This window comes from Thermomonospora echinospora (genome assembly GCF_900108175.1).
Lineage (GTDB): Bacteria > Actinomycetota > Actinomycetes > Streptosporangiales > Streptosporangiaceae > Thermomonospora > Thermomonospora echinospora.
Window position 1 is genome coordinate 80,625 of the sequence record NZ_FNVO01000001.1, and the last position, 13,996, is coordinate 94,620.

Below are 13,996 nucleotides of genomic sequence, written 5' to 3' on the forward strand. Positions count from 1 at the left end.
GGGCTTCATCTGTGGGGAAGGCATTCCGTGAGTCCGACCCGCTCAAGGGAGCGGCGTACGCCGGTGCGCGCCCGCCGCGCGTTGACCAGTGCCGGCGCGCTGGCCCTGCTGGCGATGACCGCCACCGCGTGCAGCGGTGAGGCGGCCCGCCTTGGCATGCCCGAGCCGATCAGTGACCAGGCCGATCGCGTACTGCAGCTGTGGCAGGGTTCCTGGATCGCTGCGTTCGCCGTGGGCGGCGTCGTCTGGGGTCTGATCATCTGGGCGGTGTTGTTCCACCGCAAGCGCTCCGATGACCTGCCGCCGCAGGTGCGCTACAACCTGCCGATCGAGATGCTCTACACGGCGGTGCCGTTCGTCATCATCGCGGTGCTGTTCTACTTCACCGCCCGTGACCAGAACTACATCGAGAAGACGACCAACGACAACGTGGCCGCCGTGATCGATGTGCACGCCTTCCAGTGGAGCTGGCAGTTCGACTACAAGGAGAGCCTGGCCAAGGACGCCAAGACGGTGGCGTCCGTGGTGGGCATCCCGGTCGACCCCAACACCGCCGACAAGGTGCGGGTGATGATCCCGGCCGGGCAGAAGGTGCGCTTCCGGCTGCACTCCAACGACGTGATCCACTCCTTCTGGGTGCCGGCGCTGCTGTACAAGAAGGACGTCATGCCGGGCTACGTCAACGAGTTCGAGATCACGGCGAACAAGACCGGTCTCTACGAGGGGCGCTGCGCCGAACTGTGCGGCGTCGACCACAGCCGGATGCTGTTCCAGATGCAGGTCGTCACGCCGGCCGAGTACCAGAAGTTCATCGCCGCCTCGAAGGCGGCCGGAGGAGCCAAGTGACCACGCTCAGCCACGCTCCGAGCGCACCGCTCGCCGCATCGCGGACGAGCAAGGGACGTCTCATCGCGTCCTGGGCCTCGTCCACCGACCACAAGGTGATCGGTTACCTGTACCTGATCACCTCGTTCGTGATGTTCCTCATCGGTGGCGTGATGGCCATCGTCATGCGCGCCGAGCTGTACAAGCCGGGCATGCAGATCGTCAGCAACGAGCAGTTCAACCAGCTGTTCACCATGCACGGCACGATCATGCTGCTGATGTTCGCGACGCCGCTGTTCGCCGGCTTCGCCAACGTGATCATGCCGCTGCAGATCGGCGCGCCGGACGTGGCGTTCCCCCGGATGAACATGCTGGCCTACTGGCTGTTCCTGTTCGGCAGCCTGATCGTGATCGCCGGCTTCCTGACCCCCGGCGGCGCCGCCAGCTTCGGCTGGTTCGCCTACGCCCCGCTGTCGGACGCGGTCCGCTCGCCGGGCGTCGGCGGCGACATGTGGGTGCTGGGCCTGGCCATGTCCGGCTTCGGCACCATCATGGGCGCGGTCAACTTCATCACCACCATCCTGTGCATGCGGGCCCCGGGCATGACCATGTTCCGGATGCCGATCTTCACCTGGAACATCCTGCTCACCTCGATCCTGGTGCTGCTGGCGTTCCCGGTGCTGGCGGCGGCGCTGCTGGCGCTGGCGGCCGACCGGCTGTTCGGCGCGCAGGTGTTCGACTCCGCGCACGGCGGGGCGCTGCTGTGGCAGCACCTGTTCTGGTTCTTCGGGCACCCGGAGGTCTACATCATCGCGTTGCCGTTCTTCGGCATCGTGACCGAGATCCTGCCGGTGTTCAGCCGCAAGCCACTGTTCGGCTACATCGGCCTGGTGTTCGCGACCATCTCCATCGCCGGCCTGTCGGTCACCGTGTGGGCGCACCACATGTACGTGACCGGCCAGGTGCTGCTGCCGTTCTTCTCGTTCATGACGTTCCTGATCGCGGTGCCCACCGGGGTGAAGTTCTTCAACTGGGTCGGCACGATCTGGCGGGGGCAGCTCACCTTCGAGACGCCGATGCTGTGGTCGCTGGGCTTCCTGGTGACGTTCCTGTTCGGCGGGCTGACCGGCGTCATCCTGGCCTCCCCGCCGCTGGACTTCCAGCTGTCGGACTCCTACTTCGTGGTGGCGCACTTCCACTACGTGGTGTTCGGCACGGTGGTGTTCGCGATGTTCGCCGGGTTCTACTTCTGGTGGCCCAAGTTCACCGGCAAGATGCTCAACGAGCGGCTCGGCAAGCTGCAGTTCTGGATGCTGTTCATCGGCTTCCACGGCACCTTCCTGGTGCAGCACTGGCTGGGCGCCGCGGGCATGCCGCGCCGCTACGCCGACTACGCCTCGGAGTTCACCGCGCTGAACCAGATCTCGTCGATCTTCTCGATCCTGCTGTCGGTGTCGCTGCTGCCGTTCTTCTACAACGTGTACATCACCGCGAAGAAGGGCAAGAAGGTCGAGGAGGACGACCCGTGGGGCTACGGGAACTCGCTCGAATGGGCGACGTCCTGCCCGCCGCCGCGGCACAACTTCACCTCGATCCCCCGGATCCGCTCCGAGCGCCCGGCCTTCGACCTGCGCTACCCGCACGTGGGTGCGCAGGGCGAGCTGACCGGCACCGGGGTGGGCAAGACCACCGGATCGGAGCTTTGACCCATGCGCGTACAGGCGTTCATGTTCTACGGCTGCGCGATCTTCTTCCTGGTCACCGACGTCGTCTACTGGCTGTGGTCCAAGGACTGGACCGGCACTACCGCGCTGGCCCTGTCGGTCGGCCTGGCCGGGCTGATCGGGTTCTACATCCACTTCACCGTGCGGCGGCTGGAGAAGGCCAACGAGGGCCCGCTGTACGAGGACGACCCGCAGGGTGAGATCGTGCAGGCGGCCGGCGAGGTGGGCTTCTTCAGCCCGCACAGCTGGTGGCCGCTGTTCGTGGCCGCGTCGGCCGCGTGCATCACCCTCGGCTTCATCTTCGGCTGGTGGCTGGTGGTCTTCGGGGTCGCCGCGACGCTGATGAGCTGCATCGGCCTCGTCTTCGAGTACTACCGGGGTCACTTTCAGCACTGATTGGGCAAAGGTCGGCTAAGGGGGCCGGTGTCCCGCTTATCAGCGGGCACCGGCCCCGTTCATAATCAACCCGTCGAGACATCGCGGGCGGCCTGTGTCACAGGGGGGACCACGAGCCGTCCGGCCCGCCGCACCGGCCGGCCGGACGATTCGGTGACCCGGCCGCCCAGACCACGGGGGGTTGTGAGGGTGTACGTCAGCGTCCGGACACCGGGAAGCAGGCGGGCCATCCGCTCGGCCGCCCGTTCCGTCGGAGCAACGGCCATGGGCGTGACGATGGCGGCGGTGGCCGCCGGCTGTACCGAGGACGAGCGTGTGGTGTCCAAACCGGTCGGCCTGAGCATCGAGCCGCACAACGGCTCCGCCCAGGTCCGTCCCGACACCCCGATCCTGGTCAGGGCCGCGGGCGGCACGCTGCAGAACGTCACCGTCCGCGCGCGGGGCGCCGACGTGGCGGGCCTGACCAGCGGGGACCGTAGCCAGTGGCGGTCGCGGTGGACCCTCGCCCCGGACACCCGCTACGACGTCGTCGCCACCGCGCTCGGGAAGGACGGCCGGACCCGCACGGTCAGCAGCGCGTTCACCACCCAGAAGGTCAAACGGGCGGTGACCGTCTCCATGGAGGCGCCCAACCAGGGCGAGACGGTCGGCGTCGGGATGCCGATCATCTTGCGTTTCGACCGCGAGGTCACCGACCGGGCCGCGGTGGAGCGGGCGCTAGAGGTGCGCTCCAGCAAGCGGGTCGAGGGGGCCTGGCGCTGGCTCGAGGACGGGAGCCTGGTCTTCCGCACCCGCAGGCACTGGCCGACCCACACCGACGTGCGGGTGATCGCCCATCTGAACGGGGTCCGCGCGCTCCGCGACGGCTACGCCACCCAGGACCTGGACGTGAAGTTCAGGATCGGGGAGGAGCACGCCACCGTGGCCGATGCCAAGACCCATCGCATGGTCGTCTACCGCAACGGCAAGCAGATCCGCGACTTCCCGGTCAGCATGGGCCGGGGCGGAGTCCACAAGTACATCACCACCAGCGGCAACCATCTGACGATGGACAAGGGCAACCCGGTGATCATGGACTCGTCCACGCTCGGCTGCGGGCCCGGCTGCCCCGGCTACTACCGCATGGCCGTCTACTGGTCGGTGCGCATCTCCAACAGCGGCGAGTACGCGCACGCCGCGCCGTGGTCGGTGGGCTCCCAGGGCAACTCGAACGTCACCCACGGCTGCGTCAACATGCACCCGGATGCGGCGCAGTGGTTCTACAAGTTCAGCTACCGGGGCGACCCCTTTAAGGTCGTCGGCACCAGCCGGGAGCTGGAGCCCGGCAACGGGTGGGGCTACTGGCAGATGGACTGGGAGAAGTGGGCGGAGGGCAGCGCGCTGAAGCAGACCCTGTGGGTCGGCCCCGAGGGCTCGGTGCCCGTCCAGGCGAAGCGGCTCCAGGCGCCTAGGCCGACGACCTCGCCTTCGGCCTGATCCCCTCGCGACGCGGGCGCGGGATTCCGGCGGCCCGCCTTGACCTCGCACATGAGGTGATCCTCTCGCGACGCGCGGGCGCCGGCCCTTCCCACCGGGACGGGTCAGCGCCGCAGCGAGGGCGGCTCGGGTATCCGGTGCAGGCGCGCCCAGTCGCGGGCCATGGCGATGCGTTCGGGTGCGCCGGGATGGCTGAACCACAGGACGTACTCCAGCGAATCCGGCCGTAGGTCCGACAGGTTCCGCACCGACAGCTCGTGCTGCATCGACACGAACGTGACCGGATCGCGGGTCAAGTCCAGCGCGTGCGCGTCCGCGCGGGCCTCGATCCGCCTGCTGACGAGGTTCTGCACGGGGCCGCCGAGCTGGGTCAGGACGACGACGGCGGCCAGCAGCAGGGCCACCGAGCGGGGATCGGCGGCCGCCTCTCGCTCGTCCGGCGCACCGTCGCCGTCCCGCAGCCCGGCCCTGCGCCGCAGCCTCGGCGAGGTCAGCGCCAGGAAGAGCAGGCAGACGGCGCCCGAGGTCCCCAGAGCCCCGACGAGCGTGCCGTACAGGACGTCGTTGCGCTTGGCGTGGCCGAGTTCGTGGGCGACGATCGATTTGATCCGGGCCGGGGACGACTCCAGCAGCGTGTCGTAGACCACGATGCGGCGGGTGGAGCCGAAGCCCGACACGTAGGCGTTGAGCGAGGTGGTCCGCCGGGACGCGTCGGCCACCAGCACGTTCTCGACCGGCACCCCGTCCCGGTCGGCCATCGCCAGCAGGTCCGAGCGCAGCGGCCCGGCCGGCAGCGGGCTGAACCGGTTGAACACCGGTTCCACGACCAGCGGGTAGACGAACGAGATCGCCACCACCAGGGCGAAGCCGCCCGCGGCGGCCCCCGTCCACCAGTACCGCGGAAAGCGCCGGGCGAGCGCGAACAGCAGCAGCACCGCCACCGTCCAGACCGCCCAGCTCAGCCCCAGTGACTTCAGCTCGTCGACCGCCCACCCCGGCCAGGTCTGGACGGACAGCCCGTACCGGCGCAGCGCGTTCTCCCGCCAGACGCCGAACGGCAGCCCGGCCGCCCACAGCAGCGTCGTCATCGCGATCACCGCCACGACCAGCCGCGGCGTCCGCCTGGGCACCCTGGCGGTGCACCAGCCGATGAAACGGGCGCCCAGCGGGGTCAGCCCCAGCGCCAGGGCGACCGCCAGCCCGGCGGCCAGCCCCGCGTACGCCGGCGGGTTGATCGCCGCGTCGAAGGCCGCCGAACGGGCCAGCTCGGCGGGGGAGAAGTCACGGGCCGGGTCGGGCGGCACCGCACCGCCCGGCACCGCACCGGGCAGCGGATCCCACGGGGTGGTCGTCAGCAGGACGACGCCGACGGCCACGAAAAGCCCCGCCGCCGTAACGAGGGCCGCCGTCCGGGCCCGTCCGAGACCGCTCATCCCAGCTCCTTCCGCAGATGGTCCCGCCACATCGCGGTGAGCTCGGCGGTGTCCAGATCCAGGACCGAACGTAGCGCCGCGTCCTGGGAGCGCTCGCCCGCGGCCCGGTAGAGCCGCAGTAGCGCGGCCTCCCCGTACCGTTCGGCGATCATGCGGCAGGCCAGCCACGCCTCCGCGTACGCCTGCGGCAGCCGGTCCGAGCCGCTCTCGAAGTCGTCGCGTCCGGGCAGCGCCTCGGGCAGCCGCCCGGCCGCCACCTCCGCGCGCAGTTCCCGGGCCGCCGAGCGTACCGGCACCGCCCGGTCCCGGTAGCCGACGTAGTCGGCCAGCCCCTCGATCAGCCACAGAGGCGTGCGGGTGTCGCGGGCGCCCCCGGTGGCGACATGGGTCAGCTCGTGGGTGAGCACCACCTCGCGGCCGAGGGGGTTGAGCCGGGAGAAGGTACCGGGAGCGATGACGATGCGGTCCTCTCCGGACGGGCCGGAGGTGGCGAGTGCGGCGATGTTCGCCAGGTCGTCCGCCGGGTCGTTCGCCAGGCCGTTCAGCGGGTCGTCCACCGCGCCGTTGCCGGGGACCAACGCGGCGGCCCGCCCGTCGTCGGCCGGGACGAGCGCGACCGCCCGCCGCGCCCAGCGTCGTCCCACGACCTCGGTGACGGCGGGCACGGCCGCATCGAGCCGGTCGGCGATCTCCCGCAGGGCGGGGGAGGAGCCGATCACCAGGCTGTGCTCGCCGCGCACGACGGTGAGCGGGCCGCCATCCCAGATATCGGCGTCGTCACGCAGGCCGTGCGCGGTGCCGTCCCCGACGATCCGCCAGCCGCCGCCGCGCCGGGCGACGGTCAGATAGCGGGTCCGGGTCACCTCGCCGCGGTCGTATCCCCGCAGCCGATACCGCAGCGTCACCTTGAGCGTGGAGCCGTCCCGGCCGCCCGCCACCGGGACGGACGAGTCCAGGTCCTCCCGCCAGGACCGCAGCGGCAGCCGGGCGAGATTGTCGAACAGGGTGCGCTGCGCCTCCCGGAACGCCGGGGGCGCGGTGATCACGGTGGCCAGGAACGCGGTCCGGTCGCCGTCCCGCACCGCACGGGCCCGGCCCGCCAGGACGGCCTCGACGGCCCGCGCGTCCGGCGGGACCGCCGGGCCGGTCGCGGTGCCGGCCGGGGCGGGGGACCCGCCGGACCGGGTCGTGCCCCAGACGGCGCCGGCGATCAGGACGACAGCGGTGACCAGGGCTGAGACGACGAGCACCGGCCGGCGCGTGCCGCGCCGGCCGGTGCCGGTAGCCGGTGTCCCGGACGGGTCGTCCATGCCGGTGATCCTATTGACAGTTCACCGGTGCCGGGTCACGGGTGCCGATGCGCTTACTCGGCGTAGTCGGGGTATCCGTAGCCGACGATGTTGGAGGAACGGATCTTGGACACGACGGAGTCGGAGATGTTGCCCTCCACGGTCTTGACCGTGCCGTCGTCCAGCACCTCGGTGACCATGCCCACGTGGTCGATGCCGCCGATGGTGTCGCCGCCGCTCCAGTCGAAGAAGACGATCGCGCCGGGCTTGGGCTGGGTGCCCCAGCGCCCCTGGTCCTTGAACGACTGGGCGTAGGTGACGGTGTAGGGGTCGGCGCCCAGCGCGTCGGTGCCGGCCTGCTGGGCGGCCCAGGCCAGGAACATCGCGCACCAGGCGGCGCCCTCGTAGACGCTGGTGTCGTACCCGCCCTCGTCGCGTTCCAGGGTCTCCTTGGCGCGCTGGGTCGAGGCGTACCACCTGCCGAACTTGCTCTTGCCGAGGTCGTCCTCGGTGGTGCCGACCTGGGACTCGGCCACCCTGATCACGTCCTCGGCGGAGACCGTCCGGACGGCCTTCGCGGGGGGCGCGCCGAGCGCAAGGGTGGTCTGGGCCTGCGCCTGTCCCACGCTCTGGGGGCTGACGCCGGTCAGCGACTCGGTGACCCTGCTGGTCTTGCCGAGGGCGGTGATCGGGGCGGCGGCGCCCACGGCGGCCTGGGCGGGTACCTGGGCGGCGACGGTCAGCGCGCTGGTGGCCACCGCGCCGGCGACCAGCGCGCTGGCCACGGCGCCCTGCCGGGAGGAGAAGCCGCTGCGCAGCCCGGTCAGGCTCAGTCGGCTCAGACAGGTCAGGCCGGGGTGGTTGGTGATGCGGTTGAAACGGTTGACACGCTTGAGACGGCGCTTGCCTGCCACGGCATGTGCTCCTCTGCTTCCATGTCGCCTACCGGGTTAGCTGACGGGTTCGGGCTTGGAAGTCGCCCTACGGCCGCGAGCGGCCGATTCACCCCGGGAAAGGTGGGTCCCCGGCTCCGCAGCCCGGTCAGCGGGCATGCGGACTCGGCGGCGGACGTCCGGGGACGGACGTCCGTCTGAGTGTTCGGAAAAGTCCCGCAAGGGAGAGACCTTCGGAAAGGTCCCGTGAGGGGGAGGCCTTCGGAAGGGTCCCTGCGAGGAAGACGGCGCGGCGCTACGGCCGGGCCGGAAAGTCTGGGTGCGCCGCAACGGGCGCGATGCCCGCGGGCATCGGTGCGATCAGCGCACTGGGGTGCCGTACCTGGCGTCGGTGGCGTCGGCCGCGCCCGTCATGGGACGGTGCTCGTGCCAGGAGGCGGTCCGGGCCTGCTCGGCGGTGGCCGCCGTGCCCGATCCCGTGGGTGCCTGGGCCGGTGTCGCGGTGGCCAGGACCAGCACGGGGGTGAGGGTCAGCGCGCCGAGGAGCGCGCCGCCGGTGAGCTTGATGCCTCGGGTGATTCTGCTGACAGCGTTGCTGGACAGGGTGGACTCCTTCTTCCAGACGCCTACCGGGTTAGCTGACGGGTTCGGGCTGGAAGTCGCCCTACGGCACCTCTCACCTGCGGAACGAGGGTCCACTGGGAAGATGCGCCGATTCACCCCGGGAAAGGTGGGTCCCCGGCTCCTCACTTCCGCCGTGCGTCCGGTGACCGGGTCGTCCGGTGCCGGGATGTCCGCACGTCGAAGGTGATGGACTCGGCGTGGCCGCGTGCTGCGGCGCTGATTTGACGAGTGCCTGGTTGTCACGGCCGGACCGCCGCAGGCCCTTTGCGCCCGCGATGATCACGGTGCGCACTGGGCGGCCGGACGGCCGTTGCATGGGCGGCATCTGGGGGACGTCGCCACCGATGCGACGCCTGGGAAGCGCCGCTGTCCGACACAAGGTACCAAACAGCAAGCCTGAAGCAAACCCCTCGCAAAACGGACATTGACCAGGTCAAGTGGGTCCAGCGGGGTGTCCGCCCCAGGTCTCACCCAGGCAAAACCAGGGTCTGCACCGATCCATTCCCGGGTCACGGGACCTCCTCCCGTGACCCGGGGGGGCGCTCAGGGGCGACCGGCGCCGTAGTAGTTGGTGGCGTAGTAGCCGGAGGTGATGTTGACGACCTCGACGTTCTTACCGGTGCGCGGGGCGTGCACCATCTGGCCGTTGCCGACGTACAGGCCGACGTGGCCCAGGCTGCTGAAGAACACCAAGTCGCCCGGCTGCAGGTCGCTCTTGGCGACCCGCTTGGTGGCGCTGTATTGCGAGTAGGTGGTGCGCGGCAGGTTCACCCCGGCGGCGCCCCACGACCGCATCGTCAGGCCGGAGCAGTCGTAGCTGTTCGGGCCCTCGGCGCCGTACTGGTACGGCTTGCCGATCTGGGCGTAGGCGAACTGGAGGGCCACCCGGGCCGAGCCGCTGGCCGGACCGGTGTAGGTGCCGCCGCCCCCGCCGCTCGGACGGTCCGGGGTGACGCCGAGGCGGCTCAGCAGCTTCTCCTGCGTGTCGATGGACTTCTCGACCTTCTGCTTCTGCTCCTTGAGTTCCTTGGAGCGGCGCAGGACGTCGTCGTAGGCCTCCTGGGCCTGGGCCTGCTGGCGCTGCAGCCGCTGCGCGGCGGCCAGGAACACCGTCAGCTCCGAGCTGCGGTTGCGGGACAGATGCGCGAAGACCGCGGTCTGGTCGAGCACGTTCTGTGGGTCGCCGGTGCCCACGAAGCCCGCCACGTCGCCCATGTCGCCGTTCTTGTAGGCGGTCGCCGCCATCTCGGCGATGCGGGCGCGGGTCTTCTCGAAGTCGGCGGCCTCGGCGGCGGCGGCCTTCCTGGCGGCCTTGAGCTTGGCCTTGGCGGACTTGAGGTCCTCCTCGGCCTGGTTGTACTTCTCGACGAGCTGGTCGACCTGCTTGTTGAGCGCGTCCAGCTTCTTCTGCACCGAGGAGGCCGAGGGTGTGGGCTCGGCGTGCGCGGTGGCGACGGGGAGTGCCACCGTCGTGGCGACGGTAAGGCAGGCGGTTGCCCAGAACCGACGGGTTTTCTCACTGGCCACGGTCGCGTTACGCCCCTCTCTTCCCACCCTCTTCGGCGGAGACACTAGCGAGGGGCCACACCCGTCACAACCGATTCGTACGTTCTCACCCCGGCATTTCGGACTTGATGACGTTGTGTGCCGTTATGCTCACGAAGCGCGTTCGTGGCGCAGTGGCGGGACCATGCCCAGCTCGGCCAGCAGATCCAACGCGGCCAGTTCGCCGTCGTCCAGATGGATCACCTGGTCGGGCGGGGGTGCGGCGGCGGGCCCCGGCCCGGCGGCCCGACCCGGCCCGCCGATCTGGAGCAGCGCGGTGACCACGCAGTCCCCGCACGCCCGGACCCGGCAGGTGTCGCACTCGATCAACATCGACGTCTCCTCGTCGTCTCCTCGTCGCCCGGTGACGGCTGACGGGGACGACGCTAAGCACGGGGTACGACAAAAGCCGGACGGCCCCTCCCGGCCCGTGCCGGGCGCGGACGGCCGTCAGCCCCGGCCGAGACGGCGCAGCAGCAGGGTGGAGGGGGCGGGACGGGCCTCGGCGCGCCGGGCGGCGTCGGCGACCTCCCGGTCGGAGGAGACCACCACCACCGGCCGGCCCGGCGGCTCGGCCCGCACCAGCTCGCCGATCAGCTCGTCGGCGGTCTGGCTCGGCCGGCTGAAGCGCACCCGCACCCCGCGCGGCGCCGCGATCGCCACCGGGGCGTCCAACTCCGCCCCGTCGAACACGCAGGTCACCTCGGCGCCGGTCTGTGCGGCCAGCCCGCCCAGGCCGTTGACCAGCCGGCTGCGCTGGTCGGCCAGCGGCAGCTCTCCGTAGCCGGTCTTGGTGACGTTGTAGCCGTCGATGATCAGATGCACCTGCGGCAGCGTGAGCAGCCGGTCCAGCAGCCGGGGGTCCTGGTCCGACAGGGCCCGGCCGGGCAGCGCCCGGTGGCCGGGCCGCTCGGGGTCCACCGAGCCCACCGCGTCCGCCGGGCGCTCGATCATCGACGGCAGCGCCAGCTCCCGCCGCACCCCCTGGGCGGCGTCGACCAGGGTGTCCAGCAGCATCCGCAACCGCACGTCGTCGACGTTGCGGCCCTCGCGGGCGGCCCGGCGGGCGCTTTCGGCGGTGGCCTCCGCCTGCGCCAGCCTGGCCCGCAGCCTGCGCAGCTCCTTGTCGGCGGCGGCGCCGACCTCGCGGGCCGTGGCGCGCTCGCGTTCGGTCTCGGCGGCCAGCACCTCGGCCCGCTGCCGGGCGGCCTTGGCGGCGGCGCGCTCCTCGTGCAGCTTGCGGCGCAGCTCGGTGATCTCCGTCTTGGCCTCGCGCAGCTCGGCACGCAGCCGCTCCAGCTCGGCCGCCCGGCCGGTGCGGGCGGCGGCCAGCTCCTGCTGCAGCGCCGTGATCCGGCGCTCGTACGCCTCATCCTCGGCGGCGCTGGCGGAGCGTTCCAGCTCCCTGCGGGCCGCCTCCACCAGCCGCGGCCAGCCGGAGGGGCGCAGCAGATAGGCGATGACCGCCACCCCCACCGGGTCGGCGGCCGGCGGCACCACGCCTGCCTCGACCGCCTCGACCAGCTCCGGCTCGGCGTTGCGCAGCGGGCCGGCGACCCGTTCCCGGAACCCGGGGTCCTTCTCCAGGACGGGGGCGATGTGCCGGCCGGCGTGCCTGGCCCGCTTGCGGCGCTCCCATCGGGCGAACGGGCGCAGCGAGGACGGGATCTCGTCCATCGGCAGCGTCCCGACCAGGTCCGCGGCCGCCTCCACGACCCGCTGGCGCACCGCCTCGGGCAGCGGGCCGTCGAGCCGTTCCGCCGGAGCCTGCGGGACCTTGGGGGTCTGCGGGCCGCTGTCGATGATCGTGCTCCTCCCAGGCTCCGGCTCCCGATACGGCGCCCCTGCCGGGCTTTCCCCGGCCTTCCACGCGCCGCCCGATCGCAAACGCACAAGCGTACGCATCCACCCTAGAGCCACCGCCGGGGACGTGGGCGGGGGGTGACCGGACTGGAATGTCGGCGTCGTGGACTACGGTGCCCCCCATGACCGCAGAAGGGACCGCCGGGGCGGGCGTCGGCCCGGGGGCGCGGGGCGTGCAGGGCACCCTTGATGACCTCGGGACACCGCTGGCGGAGGTCACCTTCGTGGTGGTGGACCTGGAGACCACCGGGGGGTCGCCGGCCGAGTCGGCGATCACCGAGATCGGCGCGGTCAAGGTGCGCGGCGGCGAGCCGCTCGGCGAGTTCGCCACGCTGGTGGACCCCGGCGCCCCGATCCCGCCGTTCATCACGGTGCTGACCGGGATCACCCAGCAGATGGTCACCGCCGCCCCGCGGATCGAGGCGGTGCTGCCGGCGTTCCTGGAGTTCGCCCGCGGCTGCGTGTTGGTCGCCCACAACGCGCGGTTCGACGTGGGGTTCCTGCGCGCCGCCTGCTCGGCGGGCGGCTATGCCTGGCCGTCGTTCCCGGTGGTTGACACCGCCGACCTGGCCCGCCGGGTGCTCACCCGCGACGAGGTGCCCAACTGCAGGCTCGGCACGCTGGCCCGCCACTTCCGGGCCGGCACCGAGCCGTGCCACCGGGCGCTCGCCGACGCCCGGGCCACCGTGGACGTGCTGCACGGGCTGATCGAGCGCATCGGGTCCTACGGCGTGCACTCGCTGGAGGAGATGCGCGCCTTCGCCAAGACCCCCACCCCCGAGCAGCAGCGCAAACGACACCTGGCCGACGGCATGCCCAGCGCCCCCGGCGTCTACCTGTTCGAGGACGCCCGCGGCGAGGTGCTCTACGTCGGCAAGAGCGGCGACCTACGGACGCGGGTCCGCTCGTACTTCACCGCCTCCGAGACCCGCCGCCGGGTCCGCGAGATGGTGGGCCTGGCCGAGAGGGTCCGGCCGATCGTGTGCGCCACCGCCCTGGAGGCCGAGGTGCGCGAGCTGCGGCTGATCGCCGAGCACAAGCCCCGTTACAACCGGCGGTCGAAGTTCCCCGAGCGGGCCCTGTGGCTGAAGCTGACCGTCGGCGAGACGTTCCCCCGGCTGTCGATCGTCCGTGAGTGCCGCGACGACGAGGGCGTCTACCTCGGCCCATTCGGCTCGACCAGGCTGGCCGAGGAGGCCAGGGCCGCGCTGCACGAGGCGGTGCCGCTGCGCCAGTGTACCCAGCGCCTGACGCCCCGGCTGATCGAGCAGGGCAGGGCCCGCACCTGCGCGCTCGGCGAGATCGGCCGCTGTGGGGCGTCCTGCGAGGGCCGCGAGCCGCCCGAGGCGTACCTGCGGCACGTGGAGACGGCGCGCGGCGTCATGGAGGGCGACGTGCGCCCCGTGGTGGCCGCCGCCCAGGTCCGCATCGACCGCCTCGCCGCGGAGCTGCGCTACGAGGAGGCCGCCGCCCAGCGTGATCGGCTCGCTGCGTTCGTCCGGGCGGCGGCCCGCGGCCAGCGCCTGGCCGCGCTGGCCCGCTGCCGCCAACTGGTGGGCGCCCGGCCCGGGTTCGGTGGCGGCTGGGAGCTGGCGGTCGTCCGGTACGGCCGGCTCGCCGGCACCGGCACGATCCCGCCCGGCGCCCATGTCTGGCCCTACGTCGACGCGGTGGTCGCCACGTCCGAGACGGTCTTCCCCGGACCCGGCCCGGCCGGCAGCGCGACCGCCGAGGAGATGGAGTGCGTGCTGCGCTGGCTGGACGGCCCCGGCGCGCGGCTGGTTGAGGTGGACGGTACCTGGAGTTGCCCAGTGCACGGCGCCGAGAGCCTGCGCGAGTGGCTCGACCGCGCCTACGCCCCGGTCGAGCCCGAGGACGGCGGCCGGCGGGCCGGTCGGCCACTAAGGTGAGCGGGACGATCCAGGCGT

General features: G+C 71.7%; 12 protein-coding genes and 2 riboswitches. Of the genes, 5 read left to right on the top strand and 7 right to left on the bottom strand.

Translation table 11 applies throughout. The features are described from left to right. Positions 1–27: 27 nt before the first annotated feature. From ctaC to C4U03_RS00375, 4 genes are all read left to right on the top strand, one after another. On the top strand, positions 28–846 hold the full coding sequence (ctaC, locus tag C4U03_RS00360; RefSeq protein ID WP_235017524.1) for an aa3-type cytochrome oxidase subunit II: 819 nt from the start codon (positions 28–30) through the stop codon (positions 844–846). Next, positions 843–2,531: an aa3-type cytochrome oxidase subunit I gene (ctaD, locus tag C4U03_RS00365; RefSeq protein WP_103935566.1), complete on the top strand. Its 1,689-nt coding sequence runs from the start codon at positions 843–845 to the stop codon at positions 2,529–2,531. The genes ctaC and ctaD overlap by 4 nt, the downstream gene beginning before the upstream one ends. Positions 2,532–2,534: 3 nt before the next feature. Beyond that, positions 2,535–2,945, top strand: coding sequence for a cytochrome c oxidase subunit 4 (locus tag C4U03_RS00370; protein ID WP_103935567.1), 411 nt, complete (start codon positions 2,535–2,537; stop codon positions 2,943–2,945). Positions 2,946–3,209: 264 nt separating this feature from the next. Further along, positions 3,210–4,421 carry a L,D-transpeptidase gene (locus C4U03_RS00375; protein ID WP_235017527.1) on the top strand — a complete coding sequence of 404 codons (1,212 nt, stop codon included), beginning with the start codon at positions 3,210–3,212 and terminating at the stop codon, positions 4,419–4,421. 104 nt (positions 4,422–4,525) lie between these two features. Here the strand turns inward: C4U03_RS00375 and C4U03_RS00380 are convergent, their stop codons facing one another. The 7 genes from C4U03_RS00380 to C4U03_RS00405 form a co-directional block, all read right to left on the bottom strand. Then, complete coding sequence (locus C4U03_RS00380) at positions 4,526–5,854, bottom strand: M48 family metallopeptidase (protein WP_103935569.1); 1,329 nt, start codon at positions 5,852–5,854, stop codon at positions 4,526–4,528. Beyond that, a complete protein-coding gene (locus tag C4U03_RS00385; RefSeq protein ID WP_103935570.1) occupies positions 5,851–7,164 on the bottom strand; it encodes a gluzincin family metallopeptidase in 1,314 nt (437 codons plus the stop codon). The genes C4U03_RS00380 and C4U03_RS00385 overlap by 4 nt, the downstream gene beginning before the upstream one ends. A gap of 53 nt (positions 7,165–7,217) precedes the next feature. Continuing rightward, on the bottom strand, positions 7,218–8,057 hold the full coding sequence (locus tag C4U03_RS00390) for a C40 family peptidase (protein ID WP_103935571.1): 840 nt from the start codon (positions 8,055–8,057) through the stop codon (positions 7,218–7,220). 9 nt (positions 8,058–8,066) lie between these two features. Continuing rightward, a riboswitch (cyclic di-AMP (ydaO/yuaA leader) is annotated at positions 8,067–8,217 on the bottom strand. A 179-nt stretch (positions 8,218–8,396) separates the two neighbouring features. Continuing rightward, positions 8,397–8,555 (bottom strand): hypothetical protein, encoded by a 159-nt coding sequence (locus C4U03_RS40260; protein ID WP_160146879.1) that lies wholly within the window; start codon positions 8,553–8,555, stop codon positions 8,397–8,399. 89 nt (positions 8,556–8,644) lie between these two features. After that, a riboswitch (cyclic di-AMP (ydaO/yuaA leader) is annotated at positions 8,645–8,815 on the bottom strand. A gap of 388 nt (positions 8,816–9,203) precedes the next feature. After that, a complete protein-coding gene (locus C4U03_RS00395) occupies positions 9,204–10,127 on the bottom strand; it encodes a C40 family peptidase (protein ID WP_103935572.1) in 924 nt (307 codons plus the stop codon). 189 nt (positions 10,128–10,316) lie between these two features. Further along, the gene (locus tag C4U03_RS00400) at positions 10,317–10,538 is read right to left on the bottom strand and encodes a hypothetical protein (RefSeq protein ID WP_103935573.1); all 222 of its coding nucleotides are present in this window, start codon (positions 10,536–10,538) and stop codon (positions 10,317–10,319) included. A gap of 117 nt (positions 10,539–10,655) precedes the next feature. Then, the gene (locus tag C4U03_RS00405; RefSeq protein WP_103935574.1) at positions 10,656–12,110 is read right to left on the bottom strand and encodes an NYN domain-containing protein; all 1,455 of its coding nucleotides are present in this window, start codon (positions 12,108–12,110) and stop codon (positions 10,656–10,658) included. 80 nt (positions 12,111–12,190) lie between these two features. Here C4U03_RS00405 and C4U03_RS00410 point away from each other — a divergent pair, with 80 nt between their 5' ends. Next, positions 12,191–13,978, top strand: a complete 1,788-nt coding sequence (locus C4U03_RS00410) for a DEDD exonuclease domain-containing protein (protein WP_235017531.1) — start codon at positions 12,191–12,193, stop codon at positions 13,976–13,978. Positions 13,979–13,996: the final 18 nt, after the last annotated feature.

Coding starts and splice junctions, on each gene's coding strand:
- C4U03_RS00370 (WP_103935567.1), top strand. CDS start 2,535: ATGCGCGTACAGGCGTTCATGTTCTACGGCTGCGCGATCTTCTTCCTG.
- C4U03_RS00375 (WP_235017527.1), top strand. CDS start 3,210: ATGGGCGTGACGATGGCGGCGGTGGCCGCCGGCTGTACCGAGGACGAG.
- C4U03_RS00380 (WP_103935569.1), bottom strand. CDS start 5,854: ATGAGCGGTCTCGGACGGGCCCGGACGGCGGCCCTCGTTACGGCGGCG.
- C4U03_RS00385 (WP_103935570.1), bottom strand. CDS start 7,164: ATGGACGACCCGTCCGGGACACCGGCTACCGGCACCGGCCGGCGCGGC.
- C4U03_RS00400 (WP_103935573.1), bottom strand. CDS start 10,538: ATGTTGATCGAGTGCGACACCTGCCGGGTCCGGGCGTGCGGGGACTGC.
- C4U03_RS00405 (WP_103935574.1), bottom strand. CDS start 12,110: ATGCGTACGCTTGTGCGTTTGCGATCGGGCGGCGCGTGGAAGGCCGGG.
- C4U03_RS00410 (WP_235017531.1), top strand. CDS start 12,191: ATGACCGCAGAAGGGACCGCCGGGGCGGGCGTCGGCCCGGGGGCGCGG.